This is a genomic window from Salarchaeum sp. III (assembly GCF_036418315.1).
GTDB lineage: Archaea > Halobacteriota > Halobacteria > Halobacteriales > Halobacteriaceae > Salarchaeum.
On record NZ_JAZHPG010000021.1, the window covers coordinates 61,322 to 79,500 of the forward strand.

The 18,179-nt window shown below is 57.4% G+C and carries 17 protein-coding genes, 2 pseudogenes and 1 CRISPR repeat array; of the genes and pseudogenes, 3 read left to right on the forward strand and 16 right to left on the reverse strand.

The window, feature by feature from the left end; all coding sequences use genetic code 11:
- Nucleotides 1-56: 56 nt before the first annotated feature.
- The 3 genes from U3A55_RS04980 to U3A55_RS04990 all read right to left on the reverse strand — a co-directional run bounded on the left by U3A55_RS04980 (nucleotide 57) and on the right by U3A55_RS04990 (nucleotide 1,304).
- Nucleotides 57-356: a hypothetical protein gene (locus U3A55_RS04980; protein WP_330990377.1), complete on the reverse strand. Its 300-nt coding sequence runs from the start codon at nucleotides 354-356 to the stop codon at nucleotides 57-59.
- Between the two features lie 125 nt (nucleotides 357-481).
- Nucleotides 482-637, reverse strand: a complete 156-nt coding sequence (locus U3A55_RS04985; RefSeq protein WP_330990378.1) for a hypothetical protein — start codon at nucleotides 635-637, stop codon at nucleotides 482-484.
- 130 nt (nucleotides 638-767) lie between these two features.
- Entirely contained in the window at nucleotides 768-1,304 is a 537-nt protein-coding gene (locus U3A55_RS04990) for a hypothetical protein (RefSeq protein WP_330990379.1), read from the reverse strand.
- Nucleotides 1,305-1,486: 182 nt separating this feature from the next.
- Here U3A55_RS04990 and U3A55_RS15230 point away from each other — a divergent pair.
- Nucleotides 1,487-1,784: pseudogene (locus U3A55_RS15230) on the forward strand (hypothetical protein).
- Nucleotides 1,785-1,958: 174 nt separating this feature from the next.
- On the opposite strand, the gene U3A55_RS04995 reads toward U3A55_RS15230, so the two are convergent.
- The 11 genes from U3A55_RS04995 to U3A55_RS05040 all read right to left on the reverse strand — a co-directional run bounded on the left by U3A55_RS04995 (nucleotide 1,959) and on the right by U3A55_RS05040 (nucleotide 15,628).
- Nucleotides 1,959-2,141 carry a hypothetical protein gene (locus tag U3A55_RS04995; RefSeq protein ID WP_330990380.1) on the reverse strand — a complete coding sequence of 61 codons (183 nt, stop codon included), beginning with the start codon at nucleotides 2,139-2,141 and terminating at the stop codon, nucleotides 1,959-1,961.
- Between the two features lie 163 nt (nucleotides 2,142-2,304).
- Nucleotides 2,305-3,519, reverse strand: a complete 1,215-nt coding sequence (locus U3A55_RS05000) for an outer membrane protein assembly factor BamB family protein (protein ID WP_330990381.1) — start codon at nucleotides 3,517-3,519, stop codon at nucleotides 2,305-2,307.
- 640 nt (nucleotides 3,520-4,159) lie between these two features.
- Nucleotides 4,160-4,567 (reverse strand): hypothetical protein, encoded by a 408-nt coding sequence (locus U3A55_RS05005; protein WP_330990382.1) that lies wholly within the window; start codon nucleotides 4,565-4,567, stop codon nucleotides 4,160-4,162.
- Nucleotides 4,564-5,382 (reverse strand): ParA family protein, encoded by an 819-nt coding sequence (locus U3A55_RS05010; protein ID WP_330990383.1) that lies wholly within the window; start codon nucleotides 5,380-5,382, stop codon nucleotides 4,564-4,566. The genes U3A55_RS05005 and U3A55_RS05010 overlap by 4 nt, the downstream gene beginning before the upstream one ends.
- Before the next feature lie 345 nt (nucleotides 5,383-5,727).
- Nucleotides 5,728-6,350: direct repeats of the CRISPR family, unit length 29 nt; unit sequence CTTCAACCGCTCTAGCGTTCTGCTGTAAC.
- Between the two features lie 349 nt (nucleotides 6,351-6,699).
- Nucleotides 6,700-9,285 carry a CRISPR-associated endonuclease Cas3'' gene (locus tag U3A55_RS05015; protein WP_330990384.1) on the reverse strand — a complete coding sequence of 862 codons (2,586 nt, stop codon included), beginning with the start codon at nucleotides 9,283-9,285 and terminating at the stop codon, nucleotides 6,700-6,702.
- Entirely contained in the window at nucleotides 9,285-10,049 is a 765-nt protein-coding gene (cas5b, locus tag U3A55_RS05020; protein ID WP_330990385.1) for a type I-B CRISPR-associated protein Cas5b, read from the reverse strand. The genes U3A55_RS05015 and cas5b overlap by 1 nt, the downstream gene beginning before the upstream one ends.
- A complete protein-coding gene (cas7b, locus tag U3A55_RS05025; RefSeq protein WP_330990386.1) occupies nucleotides 10,049-11,101 on the reverse strand; it encodes a type I-B CRISPR-associated protein Cas7/Csh2 in 1,053 nt (350 codons plus the stop codon). The genes cas5b and cas7b overlap by 1 nt, the downstream gene beginning before the upstream one ends.
- 15 nt (nucleotides 11,102-11,116) lie before the next feature.
- Nucleotides 11,117-13,348, reverse strand: a complete 2,232-nt coding sequence (locus U3A55_RS05030; protein WP_330990387.1) for a TM1802 family CRISPR-associated protein — start codon at nucleotides 13,346-13,348, stop codon at nucleotides 11,117-11,119.
- Nucleotides 13,345-14,109 carry a CRISPR-associated endoribonuclease Cas6 gene (gene cas6 / locus U3A55_RS05035; protein ID WP_330990388.1) on the reverse strand — a complete coding sequence of 255 codons (765 nt, stop codon included), beginning with the start codon at nucleotides 14,107-14,109 and terminating at the stop codon, nucleotides 13,345-13,347. Before cas6 ends, U3A55_RS05030 begins: the two co-directional genes overlap by 4 nt.
- 443 nt (nucleotides 14,110-14,552) lie before the next feature.
- Nucleotides 14,553-14,753 carry a PGF-CTERM sorting domain-containing protein gene (locus U3A55_RS15235; protein WP_442978271.1) on the reverse strand — a complete coding sequence of 67 codons (201 nt, stop codon included), beginning with the start codon at nucleotides 14,751-14,753 and terminating at the stop codon, nucleotides 14,553-14,555.
- A gap of 20 nt (nucleotides 14,754-14,773) precedes the next feature.
- The gene (locus U3A55_RS05040) at nucleotides 14,774-15,628 is read right to left on the reverse strand and encodes a hypothetical protein (RefSeq protein ID WP_330990389.1); all 855 of its coding nucleotides are present in this window, start codon (nucleotides 15,626-15,628) and stop codon (nucleotides 14,774-14,776) included.
- Between the two features lie 334 nt (nucleotides 15,629-15,962).
- On the opposite strand from U3A55_RS05040, the pseudogene U3A55_RS05045 reads away from it, so the two are divergent.
- Nucleotides 15,963-16,282: pseudogene (locus U3A55_RS05045) on the forward strand (hypothetical protein).
- On the forward strand, nucleotides 16,279-16,770 hold the full coding sequence (locus U3A55_RS05050) for a hypothetical protein (protein WP_330990390.1): 492 nt from the start codon (nucleotides 16,279-16,281) through the stop codon (nucleotides 16,768-16,770). Before U3A55_RS05045 ends, U3A55_RS05050 begins: the two are co-directional and overlap by 4 nt.
- 191 nt (nucleotides 16,771-16,961) lie before the next feature.
- Here the strand turns inward: U3A55_RS05050 and U3A55_RS05055 are convergent, their stop codons facing one another.
- Both U3A55_RS05055 and U3A55_RS05060 read right to left on the reverse strand, forming a co-directional pair.
- A complete protein-coding gene (locus U3A55_RS05055) occupies nucleotides 16,962-17,444 on the reverse strand; it encodes a hypothetical protein (protein WP_330990391.1) in 483 nt (160 codons plus the stop codon).
- A 3-nt stretch (nucleotides 17,445-17,447) separates the two neighbouring features.
- Complete coding sequence (locus tag U3A55_RS05060) at nucleotides 17,448-18,035, reverse strand: DUF7342 family protein (RefSeq protein ID WP_330990392.1); 588 nt, start codon at nucleotides 18,033-18,035, stop codon at nucleotides 17,448-17,450.
- Nucleotides 18,036-18,179 lie beyond the last annotated feature (144 nt).

Genomic DNA, 18,179 nt, shown 5'->3' on the forward strand with positions numbered 1-18,179 from the left:
ATGGGCCACCTGGGTAGCGACAATCTTTTGCGCGGAGTTGGGCGTTTGGGCGAGCGCTAGTTGACGCTCTCACGCCAGATCTTCTCGGAAGTACTTCCATTCGCAGTCTCGTAGCGAGTGAGTTGGACATCGGAGGGGTTGATATTGAGCTGGTAGACCTTGATGTTATCTTCACCGCGATTTTCACAGGCCTCTTTGTACTGCTCCCTCAGTGCTCTAGTGAAGTCCGAGTAGGCGACGAGGAATTCATTGGTTGCTTCGTCGACGATGAGGGTGCTACCGTCGGCTCCTGCAGAGATTCGATCTCGAACTTCCGATTCAATGTAGGGCGGAATATCATCCAGTGAGTTGAGCATACCTGCTGTTTGGCAGGATTCCTGAAAATGGTTCGGCAGAATGGATCACTCGTGGTCAAGAAGCTACGAAGAACGAGGAACCGATAATCGGGATTGTCTCTATCTGGTGTGAAAACGTGGGGGTGTTAGTAGTCGTCCAGGAGGGGGTCGTCGTAGTAGGCCGTGTCCTCGATCATGGGGTCGTCGAGCATCGCGGGATCCTGGACGAGTTGTTCGTTGTAGTCGGGGAGGCCCCGACCGATCGTTTCGATGTCTTCCCAATTCCAGTTTTGCTGGGTCATGACTGCAACTGTTGCTTGCGCGGGGTAATGAGTAAACCCAGTGTGGAGTTGCCAGTCAGTGGCAACACCCGGTCGTTCGGGAGGAAACAGTGTGTGGCTGGTTCTAGCCGGGTTTTTCGGATACCGGTGGTTAGGTGTCGCGTGGTTTAGGTGGCGTAGATGTGCAGACAGGGTGGATGTACTGTTTGAGAGGTCTACAAATGTTGGTATGAAGGGTGTCGATTGCGTGACTGGTCGTTGTGATTGCGGAGAGTGTACTGGTGAGTTCGTCGGTGGTTATGTGTGGGGGGAGGGGAGCGGTGAGTACGTAGATGGGATCCGCGTGGGGTGTGAGGTAGGGTGTTTGGTGGGAGGCGGCGATGAGTTTGTGCGTGAGGGCGAGGGAGCCGGCGAAGTAGGCGTCCTTAGATTCGAGTGTCGGGTCAAGGGCGGCGTTCAGCGCGAGTGTCGCGCTAGTTTCCGTGGTAGGGGTGTGTTCTACTTCGAGGGTTGCGGAGGTAGTAGGATGCATGAGGCGGATTGCGGGATCACCTGTCGTGATGGCGTCCCTGATTCGGCCGTCTAGATTCTGGGGATGAGGATAGTACCAAGGACTGCTGTCGATGATCGTGGTAAGGAGTTGGTGGTAAGCTGTGTGGCCGCCGTCACTGCGGTGTGTAGAGGGCATAGTCGTGTATTGTATGGTGTGTTCGCGGGTCTTTGGGTGGGTTTCCAGTGAGTGGCAATGAGGAGGGGGAGCGGATCTGCGGAAGTATCAGATGTAGCGCATTGGTTGACAGGGTGCGTTTCGGTGGGGTTTGTCGCCCCCGCGAGGGGGTGGCGGGGCGCGTCACGTGCCCCCGATTGACGATGGCTTCGGAACGACGCAGCAAGTCACGAGCAGCGCATCAGGCAGCGACCACCCTCGACGATGAGGCGCCGTGGGAGGACCTCGAGATGACGGTTCCGACCGACCGGGGTCACGCGTCGGTCGTTGCGCTCGTGGAGTTGGCACGAGACCGCCGTCCCTCGACGAACCGTTCGCAACGAGCGCATCACCCAGCTCACGCAGTCGCCTTCGGCGCCAGCGGAGCGGTCAGGTGAAGGAGCAGCCAGCGAGCCAGATATCTTCGTCGTGAAGCCAGCTCGAGAGCTCCGAGCGCCGTAGGGACGAGTGTTAACCAACATTTTCGACCAATACCGGCACGGTGTTGGTTAACGCTGGGGTTGGATCCACTCCCTTGCCCCCACCCACCGCCCGACTTCTCGAGTGAGTGCATCCTTAGCGGACGGGCGATCTGAGGAGGTACCGAATCTGTGCGCCATGAGCTGTTTGTCGGCGCTAGGAGGCGTGCAGCGCGCAACAGCGTGCGCTGCGTGACTCACCCTGCCTGGTCCCGATCCGCACGACGACACGAGTCGCGACTACGAACAGTTCGAGAAAGAACAGCTCGCCCAGGACCGCGACGCCACCGATGTCGACACGCTCGCCGCGCTCACGCGATTCCGGGGTGAGGTCGGCCATCTTTTCATCGGCCTCGGCGCAAAACTGGTCGATGTACTAAGCGAGTAGTGGACGAAGGGATTCCTCAGGACCTCAGAGCAGGACCGTGCGATGGCACAACCCGTAATCTCGTAATGCAGGGAACGAACTGTTCTTACAAGGAGGGGGTTGACGGTACTGAGAGCTAACTATCTTGTCTGGGTACGTCACCGAGGGCCGCGAGATGGTCCATATTACTGGCTGTAAAGAACACGGCTCCGTCGACCATTACTGGTGGGACAATCACGTTGGGACTCCCGTCGAATTCGTAATGCCAGCGCATCGCTCCCGAGTCACGATCAAGCGCGCTGATTGTCGTGGTATGCGGTGAGAAGTCGGGGTCCCGGAGCGGGAGTACGACCGTTTCAGTTCCAACACAAATTCCCGCGTAGCCTACTGCGTCATCGCGACACCATTGCTCCGAGCCGGTGTCGCTGTTGACGGCGACGACACCGTCCTGGCTGGCAGCGAAGACAATCCCGTCGGTGGCGCCAACCGCCCTAATGTCGTGTCTCCCTCCGTCGTACGTGAACGAGTAGAGTTCGCGGCGGCGGTCGCCCGTTTCTTTGTCGTAGACAACGAGCGTTCGGTCGTCAGCAACAACCACTCCGGTCTGGGTTACGACGGGAGGAATGGATGAAGGAATGGCCGTGAGTTCGGTCCGCCAGCGTTCCGAGCCATCGTGCAGGGAGACGGCAGTGAGACGCGGCGCGCCATCAACCGTCCCGACGGCGAACACACGCTCGTCGGCCACTGCTGGCGCCTGGGTGAGTTGACGTACCGTGTTGGTCTTCCAGCGTTTCTCGCCGTTCGCTGCCGCGAACGCCTCGATACCGTCTTCGGACGCAACTACGACGGTTCCGGTGGCTTCGTCTGCGACGAACAGTTCTGAGAACTGGAGTCCGTTCGTCGTTTCCGTCCAGATTCGTTCCCCCGTTTGGGGATCGAGCGCAACCAACGTCGTGTCGTACGCGACGATAAATCGGTCGTCGATGATGACGGACCCGTTGTTCCCGCTCGCAGTAAGGGTGGTTCGCCACTGTTCGGTGCCATCCTGTGCGTCAAGTGCGATCGCACTCCCGTCGAGGCTCGGGGCGAAGTTCGTCAGATACACCGTCCCGTCAGAGACGACGGGCTGCCAGCGAGTGAACGCGTCCGACGTCCATGCCAGGTTTCCCTGCGATGGCGAAGAGACGCCCGGGGCGAACGTGTTCGCCCCGTCAGCACCATATTGAGCCCACACCCCGGTTGGCGTTTTTGGAAGCGGCCGGTCCGAATGCGAGGACGTGAACATCGATACACACCCCGAGAGGGTGCTGGCACCAACAGCTGCTGTCGCTAAGAATTTTCTCCGGTTCATAATTGAATTTGGAGATGGAATTTTATTATTCTTGGGCGTTTAGATGGCGGTGTTCAGATTAGCTGATTCCATGCGAAGGCGGAGGGTTTTACGGACAAGCGCATACCGCTGGCGCAGAATTCGGTCCAGTACCGAATGGTGGTGCGGACGATCCAGTAAGCGACTGAGAGAAAAATGAGCGGGTCGTCGCCTACTGTACGTGTCCCCACCATCTATCAGGTATTCGCCGGGGAACATGACCGAATCAGGGTTCACAGGAGGATACATTCTAAAACCGGGAATGGAACCGTGGGCGGAAAACAACTATCCCGTAGCCAGGACACAAGCAAGGAAGACCGACTTCGTTGACGACTATTCCAACGTCAACGGAGACCAGAAAAGCGAATGAGCGTCTCAAAGACAGCAGGAAACACAACTAATTCACCTTTTGAAGTGTAGTCTACGACGTGATAAACAAAATTATAACTCCCATATCCGCCATCTTTTCCCAGACCGTCGCACTTCAATAGTCTTCTCACGCGGCTGCGTCGTCTCATCGTCCACCGACAAGACGAGTGTGAACGGCAGTATCACCCCCCTACCGCTTTGCTGGACGTCAGTTTTCGACAATCCGACAGAGTGATGGTTCTGCCCAGCAGGATCACTCCTCGCTGAGTTCGGAGAGTCGAGCCTGAATTTCCTCGGCATCCGCCTCAGAGAGCGCCTCAATACCGAACTGGACGAGTAGCGGGTAGAAGTGGCGGTTCTTCTTGAACTCGTCCTGGCCCGCCTTGCGGAGCTTCAGCTGGGACTCGAGGTAGGTATCCTCCATCTCGTCGAGGACATCGTCGGGGATGTAGATCGTCCGCCCATTCCATTCGTCCTTGATGTTCGTCTTCGTTTTGCTCGTTTCGTTCGTTTCACTCGTTGAAGTCGATTCGGTCGTTTCGGTCGATGAACTGGTGTCCACCGTTTCACTCACCTCACTCGTTTCGCCGGAATCGACCTCATCGTCCGCCTCCTCGTAGTTGCCCTCGATGCCGGAAGCATCACCCCAGCCGTCGCTCATGCTTCCACCTCCTCAGGCGCAGTCTTCTCAAACGTCTCGTCGAACAGGTCGGCAATCTCGTTGAACAGGTCGCGTGCATCCTCGACGCGCTGGTTCTCCTTACCGAAGCCGAAGACGGACACGCCCTCGCCAATCGACTGGGAGAGGTCGGTCCGCTTCGGGATCTCGAACACCGGGAGGGAGTACGCCGACTTGATCTCCTCGATAGTGTCGCGGTGCTCGGCGTTCTGCTCGACGCGGTTACAGACAATTGCGAGCCGATTGATGTCTCCGTACGCCTGTTCGAGGGAACTCAGCTGCTTTGCGAAAATCTGGAGGCTGTTGGCGTTGAGCTTCTCGGGAATGACGGGGATGACGACGTTGCCGGTCGCGACCAGGGCGTTGTCGGTGAGGACGTTCAGGGATGGCGGCGTGTCGACAATGATGTAGTCGTAGTCCTTGTCGAGTTCGTCCAGAGTCATCTCCAACCGCTCGCGACTCTTCGGCGCCTCTAGCAGGGTCTGGATGTTCTTGTTGTTCGCGAGCTTCTCGCTGGCGGGAAGGATGTCGAATTCCTCGTGCTCGACGATGATGTTGTTCACCGACTCCATCTGGTCGAAGTCGAGGACGTCGAACAGCGTCGTACGGTCGGTATCGTAGTACAGATCGTTGTAGCCAAGCGAGCAGGTGAGTCCTCCGTGATAGTCGATATCGACCAGGAGGACGTCGTGGCCTCGGGCGGCGAGTGCGCCACCAGTATGAATGACGTCGGTAGTCTTCCCCGCGCCTCCCTTCTGATTCGCCACCGTGATTCGTGCGGTATTGGTGTCGGTCATTAGCTTCGTTTTCTCGTTGTGTTCGTTTCGTTCGTTTTGGTCGTTTAGTTCGGTGCGTTCGGTGAGGGTGTTTCACTCGGTGAGAGGATTACTACGATGTTAAAACCAACTGTTCGTTTCGCTCGTGGAACTAATTGCGTTCATTTCTATCACTCACTTCGTTCCGTTCGTTTCTACTACAAGCCAACCAGAGACAAACCAGTTCGTTTGGAGAATTCAATTCATCAACTTCGTTTACTTCATCTCCTTCATTCTATTCGTTTCGTTCGTTCCTTTCGTTTCGGCAAAGGAGGTCGTACCTTCTGTGGGGATGGCGAAGCTGGATAGGATAGTCAGCTGAGAAGGCTTCAACCGCTCTAGCGTTCTGCTGTAACAAGCTCGCCGAGCACGGGCTCGTGCAGCATCTCGGGCTTCAACCGCTCTAGCGTTCTGCTGTAACGACGCGACGAATGCAGCTTCGTCGACGCCACAACACGCTTCAACCGCTCTAGCGTTCTGCTGTAACTTCCAATCCATGCCCGTAGCGTCGGGGCACCGTGCCTTCAACCGCTCTAGCGTTCTGCTGTAACGCGTTACACTATACGTTTTATCACTTCCATTAAACTCCTTCAACCGCTCTAGCGTTCTGCTGTAACGTGCGCGACCATCTCGGAAACGGGTGGCACCCGCCCTTCAACCGCTCTAGCGTTCTGCTGTAACACGTCCTCGGCGTCGAGCACGTCGCCGTTCTTCATGCCCTTCAACCGCTCTAGCGTTCTGCTGTAACACCGGTGGTGACGGGGACGATGAAGACGACGGGGGTGCCTTCAACCGCTCTAGCGTTCTGCTGTAACACCCTACAAGGCGAAGTCGCCGAATACATTCTTACCCGCCTTCAACCGCTCTAGCGTTCTGCTGTAACACGGGGTCGAACTCGCGCCAGTCCTCGCCCTCCTCACCCTTCAACCGCTCTAGCGTTCTGCTGTAACACCATGGCCCGTTCGGCGGCCATACGCGTCCTACCGCTGGTTCGTGCTTGAAGGTTTTCGTCGACCGGCAATTGTCCTGTTACCCCAGGGGGTTGATGGTGTGGACGTGCTGCAGGGTGGTTGCGTGTGTGTGGTATGCTGGTTGGGGAGTACTCTTGAGTGGGTTGCTTGCTGGTTGGGGAGGATTGGAGTATCCTGTTTTGTTTCACGAGGCGGTGAATGCCTAGTAGGGTATCTGAGACGCTGCGATTCAGTGGTGGAGTGGTGAGAGTGACGTTACTATTTCTGTATCAGCGCCAATGAGAGCTGAGTGGGGTGGTGAGGTTACTAGACAGCTTCAAATCCGGAGTTAGAGTTCACTATTGGATTGGGTTGCGGGTAGACTGGGGCCAGCGCCCGTCTCAATATCATAGTTGGACTCGCACTCTTGGGGCGTGAGCACGAGCACATCATCTGAGGGATTTGTTGTGGGGACTGAGACAAGATGTTGTTTGAGATCCTGGAACTCCCCACGGGCCCTCGTCCACTCTCTATTGTCACGTAGCTGCTGATACGCCTGGTACTGCGTGTAGACGCCGTCATTGGGAAGGATAAGAATATCCTGAGTAGAATATGACTGCTCGATAAGCGACGCCTTCCGAAGCTCTTCGCCCCGCCCCGATATGAATGCATCCTCTAAGTCGTCCTCGAGATGTTCGGATTGCCGCTGGTCATGGAACCGATCATAATACTCAGTGGTGCTCTCGACGAGCTCGGCCTCCGGAATTTCATCCCCAAACTCGGATTGGAGTGAGGCGAGGACTGCTTGTGTCGGGCGCAGCCGTGACTCATAGATAAGTTCGCTCGGTGTGTACTCACTCTCGCTGGGATTTTCTAGGCGCCAGACTGTTGCCATACTTGGGGTGTCTCCGAAGCTGCGATTACACCGGCCCGCCGCCTGCACCAATGCTGGCAGTGGCGCGTAGTCCCGATACAAACGGTCGAAGCTCAAGTCGACACCCGCTTCGATGAGTTGAGTGGAGAGGGTGAGTGTTGGAATATCATCGAAGGGCGTCTGCGTCTCAGTGTCAAGAATGAGCTTGAGGCAGGTGAGAATCCGGGAGCGGTCAATTGGACGAAGCCGCGTCGTCAGGGGAGCGATCAGCCGATTCGAGTTGTCAGTGTGCTCGGCGAGATGCTCAAGGTACCCGGCGGAATCGAAGTCGTCCGGGGTATCCTGGTAGTCGAGTAACTTGCTCGTGATATTCGTGGTGTGGTCCGTGGTGGTGTGTTCGACGAGGCTTGCGACTGAATCAACGGTGTTGACGATTGCGAGCGTATTTTCGCCGTCACGGGTGGGGGTGGTGAGTTCGGCGGCTGCGTCTGAAAGCGCTAGCGGCCGCGCTGAATGCGAGTTGAGGTGCGTGGTGAGCGATGGGTGAAGAGAGAACGTCACGCGAGGGTAGTCCGCGAGGAGACTCGTTGTCTCCGTATCGAGCTCGAGCAATGGCGTGGGTGTGGGGGCGTCTGCGTGTCGGGCGAGGATGCGTGGCTGAGTCGCGGTCATCAAGATAACCGTCGCGTCATACTCTTCAACGAGATACGTGGTAAGGCGGCCGATAAGCGGCCACCAATTCGGTGTGACGGCTTGTGGTTCGTCAATGATGATGACGCTGTCCTCGAGCGCGGGGAGTTTGAGGGACTGGGTGTTCTGGGGGCCTGCGAGACTCTCGAAGAGTTGTGTGAAGGTCGTGAGGACGAGGCCAGCACGCCACGATTCAGCATGTAATGTCTCCCGGCCCGTCGAGTACTCTGCTCCCACTGGCGAGTCGGAAAGGTTAGTGCGTGTGTCCGCGAGATGGTGATGTTTCGTATACTTCGGACTACTCGGGGGGATGTCGAAGATGTCTTGGACGGTCTGGTCGACCTGGTCAATAATCGACGTGTAGGGGAGCGCGTAGATTACGCGACTGTCGCGGTCGCCCGCGAGTGATAGGGCTGCCCGCAGGCCACACAGTGTTTTCCCGAACCCGGTTGGCAGGCTGAGATTGAACACGCGCGTGCCTGTCTGGAACTCTTCGGTGAGTGTCTTCGTCGCGCGTGCGTTTGCCGCCGTTCGAATCGCCGCAAACCGCTCCTCCCGCGACGCATCTTCCCCGGGGAGTGCAGCCTCTGGAGTCGACAGATACCGTGCAGCAGTCCCACCGCTTTCAAGCGGCGTTTTAGAAAGCTCTTGCACGTGCTGGGTGAGTGTCTCAACGGAGAGTTTCGGCGTGTCTCGTAGACTACCTGCAGTATCGGCGGACGTGATATCGCTCGCGTCGAATTTATCCGCCGTAACGAGCGTTGCCCAGACACGGAGGACGTAGCCATAAAAACCGTCTTGTGAGGCAATCCGCTCAACAGCCTTGAGCAGCGTCTGTGTATATTCCGGGGAGTGCCGGATGTCCCCCCACGAGAGCTGGCCATCGCTCGCTTGCTGGAGCACATGGGTGGCTGCGGCAGACGCGTTGTCATCAATATCTTTGAACTGCTTCTCGACTGTCTCTATGCGGTTTTCAGCAGCTTCTCCCTGAGTGTACTTTTGAACACCGGGACGGAGATTTGGAAGACAGGAGTGATGTTTCGCCACCGCGAAAAACCCTGCTAGCGCGGTTTTTTCCGAAAACCCCTGCTCCTTGAGGGCTTGCAGGGTGACAATCGCGCCGATATCTCCGTGATACGTCAATTCGGACCAGGGCGCATGCGTCCGTGTGTCTGTCTCGAGATATGTCTGGAAGTAGGAGGTGAGTTTACCGAAATCATGCGTCCATCCCAGCGTCCTGAGGACCGCCTGCCATGACTCGCCTGTTGGCGTTGTAGACGCAGTAACGAGGTTCTGTGCAGCCGAACTAACGCCTTCGAGATGTACGGAGAGGGATTGCCCGGGTCGTGCTGCAAACTTCTCGAGCTGCATTAGCGGAAGCAGACGTGACGGCCGTCCACGTCCCGAATTGGCGCGTCCGGAGCGGTAAGCGTCCCGTCGTCGGGGGCGTACGCGTACGATTGGAACCCGGTTGTCCGCCGACTGCCAGCGTCCTGTGTCATGAAGCCTGGCGCACGCTCCATCCGCAGCTGCGTTCCCGGCGTCGGAACCACCCACTCCTCGGGCACCGTTGACGACACCTCAGTCGCATCGTCAGCCTCTGCCACGGTGGTCTGGGTGACCTCACTGAGTGTCGCAAGACACTCCGATTTACCGAGTGCCGGCGTATACACTGCCTTCCCCGCCGTCAGATACTCCGCTAGTCGTTCGAAGGTGTCTGAATCGTCGAGGACGAGGTCAACGCGATACGCCGCATCAACCACATATTCGAAGGTTCGGCGTTTCCGCTCTGCTGCGATAACCTCCGGGTCGATAACAGTCTTCCCGCTCACGCCCTCGGCCGATTTGATGTCGCCTTCTGTCGTTGGGAGCGTCAGCATCGGCAGTGACTGCGTCTCCAGCGCACACTCCGGGGAAATCGCCATCGCAGACGCCGACTGACTGAACGTCCCATAGTACGAGTCCCGTGGCTCACCAAGCACCGCTGCAAGCAAGCCCGCGACCGTCGTTCGCGGAATCACCCGATAGGTGAGCTTCTCCGTCGTCGCATCGATCCGACGGAAATGCGCGAACGGCCCCTCTACCGTGAACGAGAGGCACTCTCGCCCACGCACGTCTAGATCAGTTGTGGCCATTAGGCGTAGGGATCAACCTCAACGACACTCTCACTACCCACTGCCGCCTCAAGCTGCTCGATGAGATACTCATCCCCACCAGTCTCGTCACCCGCCTCAACCTCCAGGTGGCGGTCTACCGTGACCGTAACCGACTCAATATGCTCCGCATAGGCCTCGAGGTCGTCCAGAAGTTCGTCGACGTTCAGCAGGGTGTCCGTGATGTTTCGCAGCTCGGTGTCGTCTTTCTCTTGGGTCAGCTCCACGCCGTCATCGAGGGTGCCGATGTGGAACGCGTCAGTACTGTACTCGACACGCAGATACAGCCGGGGTTGATGCCCCATCTTTGACCGCGTGAGCGTCTGGTTTTTCACAGCCCGCCATAGCAGCGTGTCAAGCCGCTCAACGTCCGCCTCACTCAATAGGGTATCACTGGCTCCAACTTCGTTTACGATTCCATGGAACGGAATGAGGGCGTACTCAAGCCGGTTGTCAGTCGCAAACGTGCCCTGATCACTGTCAGTGTCACTTGCGACAACCGTTGAGAGCTGTTTCGACTCCGATTTCTGCACCACTGTGTTCAAGCTGCGGGCGTGGCTGAACTGCACGGGCCCGATAAACTGTCCGGGGAACTCGTCGCCGAGCTTGTTCTGGAAGTCACTACTGAACGAACACGTCGCACCGAAGTACCGCACGTCAGCCGCATGCGTGAGGAACTTCGTCGCCGCTTCACTCCCAGAGAGCTCCTTGAGAGTATCCGGGTCAAGGCCGGTGACACGCGTGAAGAGTGCATCACGGCCCGGCACGTCTTCCTGCGCGCTCTTCGACGGGTTCTTCACGTAGATACCGTGGCCGTCGTCATCCAGTTGGTCGCGCAGATACCGCTTCAACCGAACGTCAGTCACAACCGCCGCGCCAGTCGTTTCATCAATCCGCGGCTTATCGTTCGCGGACAGCGGATTTCCGTTTGGATTGGTGTCCTCTGCGTCATAGAGGAAGACAATTTCCGAGCGGTTCGCCACGTCTTCGTTGCCGTCCGTTCCAGCCGCCGTCTCCGTAGTTGTGTCACTCATTGGTATCGTAATATGTTAGGCGTTAATTTCGTCCGCCGCTGCGTCCTCTCCAGCTTCGGCGTCCTCGTCCTCGTCCTCACTGTACAGACTCTTATCGTTCAGTCCGTACGCGATGCCGAGACTGTACAGCCACTGTAGCTCCGGCTCCGTCACCGACCACTCCGTCGGAGTCGCTGACAACATCACCTCTGGCAACCGCTCCGTATACCGACTATTCGTCACGTACGACAGCTTGTCATATGCCTCTGCGTACGAATTGTTCATCTGCAACACCTCCTTTGTCACCTCCGTCACCGTCTGCTTGGTGAGGTAATCAACCGGATACCGCCGAATCAACGTCGACGAAACATCTTTTTTCTGCTGGAATGCTGAAATCCGCCCCACGAGGCCGCCAAGGAGGAATACTGCTTTATGCCTGTCTTCGGACAGCGCGTCGTGGTTGTCAATGAATGCGTCGAGTCGGTCTGTTCGGTTCTCGAAGTCGTCTGGCATGGCTGTGGTTGTGAATTCGAATGTGGAACTGGTATCGAGCGCCCCGATATCCGTGAGCGCCCGTGCTTGCACGTACTGTTCAACAAGACTCCGCGTCGGGAACGCCAGATACGACTCATCACTCCCGAACGCCTCGCGCTGATCTTGCACGAGTTGATGGACGTACTCATCCAGGAGCCGCGACGCATTGACATCCGTGTCGGTAAGAAGGTCGCGAACGCGCCCCATCCGACTATCATCAACTGCGCCGGCACCTGGCGTTTCGGACGCCTGCCGACTGGATCGCGTTGGCTCCGTCGTCCGCTGGAAATACCCTCCGTAGAGAATGTATCGGTGAAGGTCGGGCGACCGACTCAACAGGAAACTTGAGTCCAAGCCCTCGTTCCCATGGAATATATTGGATTCCCTAAACAGACTCGACCCGGTGATACCCACGTGTGCATCATAGAGGTCTAACACTGGGGAGATACCATCGAGGGTGTCGAAGTAGACGCGGTCGGGATTCCCGGTTACTTGATGCACAACTGCAAGCCGGACTGACCCCCAGTCCGCGCCATCGTTAACGCCGAAGTCGCCCAAGTCAATGCCGTCTGCCGTGTCTGGCGTCGCGGTTCGCACCTGGCGGATGATGTTCTCAACCACAGTATCGAACTCGCCGTCCGCCCCGGTGTCTGCACCCTGCAGTGTTTCGTAAACCTCGGTGGCGAACCAATCGAAGGTTTCCGCAGAGAGGTCTTGCTTCCGGGTGGCGAGATACGGCAGCACGTAGAGTCGGCGATTATTTCCAAGCCCTCGATAGAAGTCCTCAAAGAGCGACCCTGCTGCGGCAACGGCTGCAGCAACGTCGAAGGACAACGGCCGGTTCTGCCACGCCGACCCACCAGCTGTGTCGAGGTCGTGGAAGTGTTCGCGCTGTTTCTTCCCGTACATTCCGAACAGGCCTGGCGACCCGCCCGTGACGGTCTCCTCATCCCCGGTCACATAGCCCGTCCCAGTGCCACTGGCATCCTCAACGGAAATACTCTCGAGGCGCGCCGCTTTCTTCTCGCGCATCACATCGTTCAGTACGCCGACTTCCCCCGGGAATTTGTACTCGTCTTCCCCGGGGAGGCGTACTTTCACCGTGATGAGCGCGTCAATCTCGGTATCCTCGCTCTCAACCTGATTAAGGAAGGCATCCGCCAGTCGGTCCATCGCGTCATCATCGTCACCGAGCGCAGCAAGCGCATCCAAGATTGCCGTGTCTTCCTCGCTTGCTGACTCACGCACGCGATCTGCGGACTCGCTCTGCGGCCAGTCAGTAAACCGGTCTTGGATGTTGTTCGTTCCCCAGGCGTCATCGCGCAAGCCCGCGATATGATGCGCATCAGCCGTTTTCTGGGTGGTAATCGAGTAGTCAGTCATACTACTCGTCTTCCCCTCTGGGTAGGAGTGCCCCACGCGGAACCGGTCTTGGGTCGTGTAGGTCGTGATTTCCACTGGCCCTCCCTCACTGTCGGAACGGAGGGCTGGGTTGTCTGGGTCGGAGAGGTCTGCGTATACGATGACGAGGCTATCGTCTTGCCCGAAGAGGTCGGATTGCGCGCGCGGCGTTAAGTACGCCAAGTGCTCGGGAGATAACTCCCAGTCAATGGCCTCCGAGCGCGCGGCATCATACCAGTCGAGGAGGGAGTACTGCCAGGCGACCTCGTAGAGCGAGCTGGGAAGCCGATTCTGGAAGCGGCTGACAGCTGTTCCGGCAGGTGTTTGACTCATGTGTTGATATTCATGAATCCCAGTCCGAGCGCGTTCCGTTCACCCAGTCCCGTATCGAGCGCGAGATTCAGATGGCGACGATGCGCATCATCCTGAACGGTGTAGTCGAACCGCCATTTGGACAGGATATGCGTGAACGTCTCGCCCTGGGTTACTGTCAGTGGGAGTGCGAACGTCTTGATGAGCTCGTAGCTCTCGAAGAGCGGGTATGACGTGTCGGATGGCCCACGCAGGTGGTCGGAACAGAACAGCCGGTGTTTCTTATCGAGATTGTTCTCGAGTTGCGTGCGGAACGGCTCCATGGAATGCTCTGGTTTCCAGTGGATTGCTTGCTCTCCCTCCGGCGTGATATCGTAGTCGTCCGCGCGATGCTGGGGGATTCGGACGAGGATGCCCGTTCCGGTTTCGAGGGTGCCGCTGGTGCCTGGTTCGCCGACATCGGGGGCGAGGCTGGTGAGTTCCTCAATGTGGAAGGGCATCTGGCCGATATTGAGTTCGCGATTCCCGATGAAATCCTCTGCAACCGCGCTGAGTAATTGTTCTTGTGGGGCCGCGACGAGCAGGGTTCGTTCATCCCCTTCCTCCATGTTTGCCGGGGGGAAGGGGTTGCTGTACGAGAAGCCGACTGGTCGATTATTGTCGTGTAACTGGTCGTAGTCGGTGTTTTCGAGCGCTCCCCAGAAGCGTCCGCGGAGCTTGTCGTGATACGTCTCGTCGTACGCGGTATCCGCGCGTGCTGTCAACCGAGCTAATAATCTCACTGTCGTATGTCACCTAAACCGTCAATATATCACACCATAAATGTTCGCGCCCAAGAAGATGGAAACCAAAACCCAACAATGGTTCTGCTGGAAACAGCCCGTATAGTAGTATACGGGGTTGAAATACAACTTCAACCGCCCATGGCGTCTACTGGAACACTTACCGGAACATCCAATTATGACGCGAACTAATTATGGGATGCGGTGCTTACCCGTGCCTATTGTGAGGCGTCACGTAGTTCATGGCTACGCGACGCCCGATAGGCAAACTACGATATGCTAAGAGGCATCACACTACCTATGTAATGCCAGACCTACATAAAACTAGGGTGAGTAGTTACGGGTAGAAATACAGAAGAATAATCGAGGCGACAGCACAATCGCGAACAAAGGTCTCGATACAATCCTTGAGAGCGTTGAAACCGAAAAGGGGCCTCGCGGTGTTAGTGGGTGCGTCGTGCGAGAAGGCCTGCGCAGAGTGCTGCCACTACGGTGAGTCCGAGACCGAATCCGGGCGTACTCCCTGACGATCCGGACTCGCCAGCTGTCGTACTTGTAGCGGCATTCGTCGTTGTTGTTTCAGTTGTCGATTCCGCCGTCGTCGACTCCTTCGTCGTCGTTGTCGTTGAGTCAGCCGTGGTCACTGTCGAGATGGCGGTCGTTGTTACCGTCGTGGTCGTTGTGGTTGTCGTGGTCTCCTGTGCTTGCGGTGATTCAACTTGGTCGTGCGTGTTGTCAGTGGGGGCGTGTTCGTGTCGCTGTTCATATTGTCGGTGGTGCTGTCTTCTTGGGTGGCGGTTGTGTTTTTCTGGGTTTGGAGGGTGCCGCTGGAGTAGTGTAGGGAGATATCGACGAACGCATCGTTCGCTGTTTCAGTGACGGTCAAGTTCAGATCGTGTCCGCTCCTCACGACGACGCGGGGTGTGTAGTCGGGCACGAGGAAACTGACGTTGAACGTGGTTGTGCTGTCCGCGCCAAGCGCGGAGAGATCACGCACGTAGTTCCCATTCTGCGTCAACTGCACGTACACCGACCCAGACCGGTATTCAGCGTCGACAACCGGCGTCTGCGTGGGCTCGGTGCCCGCAACGTGCGAGACGGTGACGGAGCTATCTACGACGACTTCCGACCGCACCGAGCCGGTGAAGTTCCGCGTCGCCCCATCTGCGATGGAAAGCGCGCCCTCAAAGTCTCCTGTCTTCGTGAACGTGTGTTCGCGGTAGACTGGCCGCGTCTGGCCAGCGGGCACGTACACGCTTTCGTTCACGACCTCCGTGCCGTTAATCGTCAGCGACACGGTCTGCACGCCGGTTGCATTCCCAGTGTTTTCGACTTCAGCGTAGAAGCCGGTCTGGGAATTATTCACGATTCGCTCGGGCGTGTACACGCGCTTGAACGAGAGATTCGCCGTCCCCGACGTATCAGCGACTGCATAGACGGTGTAGGTCTGTCCGTCCGCCCACACATGCTTCGGCCCCGGCGTCGAGAAGGACACCTTCGTGGAGACCTCCTTCGTCATGCCGTTCGCAACGGTCGTCCGCTGTGGGTGGCACGAAAGTAACCTGGAGCGTTTTCGTCACCGACGCGGACACACAAAAGAACACACACTATACACACGTATGCGCATCGCGCATCGAACACACAAAACGTGGTGATAATACGGAAGAACATCACCATCACGGAAGAACAGGCCGAGTGGATAGACGAGAACCACATCAACCTATCCAGCCTCGTCAGAGAATGTATCGACACAAAACGAAGGGAACCCGGCAATGCCGACTAACGGCAGCTGTGTCTGAGAGTGGCACGATTCCCGCCTGGCCTGAATGCCGGGATTCACTCGCTATCTAAAGATGGGGCGGACGAACCCAACCTACCGAGATGCGCTGCGGGCAATCGAAGAGCGCTGGGCTGAGTTCCGCTGGGCACTGCGGCGTCGCGACCAGCCGCACTTCGACCGGCTGTTCGAGTACGCCCGCGAGCACGCCGACGCGAGCGGGCTGTTGAACCACCAGAACCCGCTGCTGCCGGCGCTTCTCAGCATGATCTCGAACAGGAGGCCCGACTCGGCGACCACGAGGAACGCCTGACAGAGCTTGAACAACGGCTTTCGAAAGATGGGGACGAGCAACAGCAATCGGTCGTCGAACGTGACACTGGAGATGCAGAATGATTCAGTTGACAACAATCGCCTTCGACATCGAAACAACAGGATTCGAGGCCAATGATGAACTCACAGTAATTGGGTTCGACTCGACGGTCTCGTCTCGAGTGTTTCTCAATATAGATGGAACGCCACCACAAGCAGACCTCGCAGCTCGGCTGAACGACACTCTCGAGACACCAGTACAGCTCTCACTCCACGACAGCGAACAGGAACTCCTGAACGAACTGGCGACGTTTGTCACGTCGACACTCATCCAACGTGATGCAAAGCTCGTCGCGTACAACGGTGAGCGGTGGAACGGGGGATTTGACTTGCCATTTCTCCGGACTCGTCTCTGTACGCACGGGCTCGAGTGGCCCCTTGGAACGCTGCCATACGTCGACGTGATGGACGTCTTCGAAACACGCTTCAATACAAGTGAAGATACTGAGTGGCGTCTACGAGGGACTAATCGGCGCCGGATTGAACGAACTGGATCCATTCACCGACAGTAGCGAGGCCGTCACCGCATGGAAGGAGGGCGCCAACGAGCCACTCATCACTCACAACGTCGCCGATATCCGGCGGACTCGAGCGTTGATGGGCCTTGCAGAACAGTACTGTTCGAAGTCGGATTTCTCGATGAAATCGCTTGACTCAATCGCTTCTCAGTGGGGGTTCGTAAAGGAAAGCACCCGGATGGTTCCTACGGTGGGTTACGACCTGCGTTGAGTGATTCATACGAGTCCGTGTGGTAGGCGACCCGCCAGAGTTTGAGGACCGCGCGGGCGACCAATTCTTCAGGAGATTGTGAAATGCAGGACGCTTCGACCTCGTCTGGATCAGAACTCGCGTTCGGCGGTGGATGATAGTGTTCTAATCCGGGGACGTGGATATAGTCTCCTGCGTGTGGGTGCTTCCCCCAGCGCAGATTCACTTCTTCCGTGTCCGTATAGTGGAACTTGTAATCACCTCGTGTCGTCCACTGGATATCGATTCGGGCCTCGTCGGCCCCACACAGCCCGTCGTCAAGCACAACTTCGAGGACGGATGGATGGAGGTAATCATCGAGTTCAGCTGTCGCAAGCGGTTCCATCTCCTCAACGACATCGCGAATCGTCAGCAGTGCTGGACGGTCCGTCGCCCCGCGGAGCGTATGGGGTTCCGCTCGGTCAGGAGCATCCTGCATCGCTTAGGCGGGGACGCTGTCGTCAGTCGAGCGACGGTCACTATCGACGAACTGCTCGGCGTTGCCGATCGAGAGGGCAGCGTTCGCGAATGCGAGATTCCGACGGAGCGTCTTCCACTCACGAATCGTCTCCGGGTCGATCTCGTCCCGTGACCCGGTCTCGCTGAGGGCCTGGTTCGTCTGGTTGACCGCCAATTCTTCGGGGGAATCAACACCGAATTCGGACCGATATTCGGTGAGCTGCTCGCGCATCTCCTGGATTCGGGTGACGAGTTCGTCGGTCGAGACGTGCTCAAGGATGTCGGCAGCCTGTTCGACGACGAGCGATTCGGGTGAGCGGCGATAAAGCGTACCTCCCTGTTCGCCGGGAGTCGTCTCGACGAATCCTTCGTCTGCGAGTGTGTTCAGGTGCTTTCGAGCGGTCTTTGGAGCGGTCCGTGCATCGTCAGCTACGGCATCAGCTGAGACGGGGCTGTACGTATGCGCAACAACGTGTCGAATACGCTCATAGGGTGTTGTTTCTGCTTCCCATTCCTCACCAACCGCTTCGTTGATGTCTGCAAACTCATCTGGTGGGTTTCGGTCGTTCATATAGAAACACACGAAGTAGAGGAACATAGTTCTTTGGTGAAATAGTATATTTCTCTCATGGAGAGTGCACCGGCTGAATCCAACCAGGTGAGTTCTGGAAAGCGAACGACGGAGGCGTGAGCGAGTAGAATGGGGCAGTATACT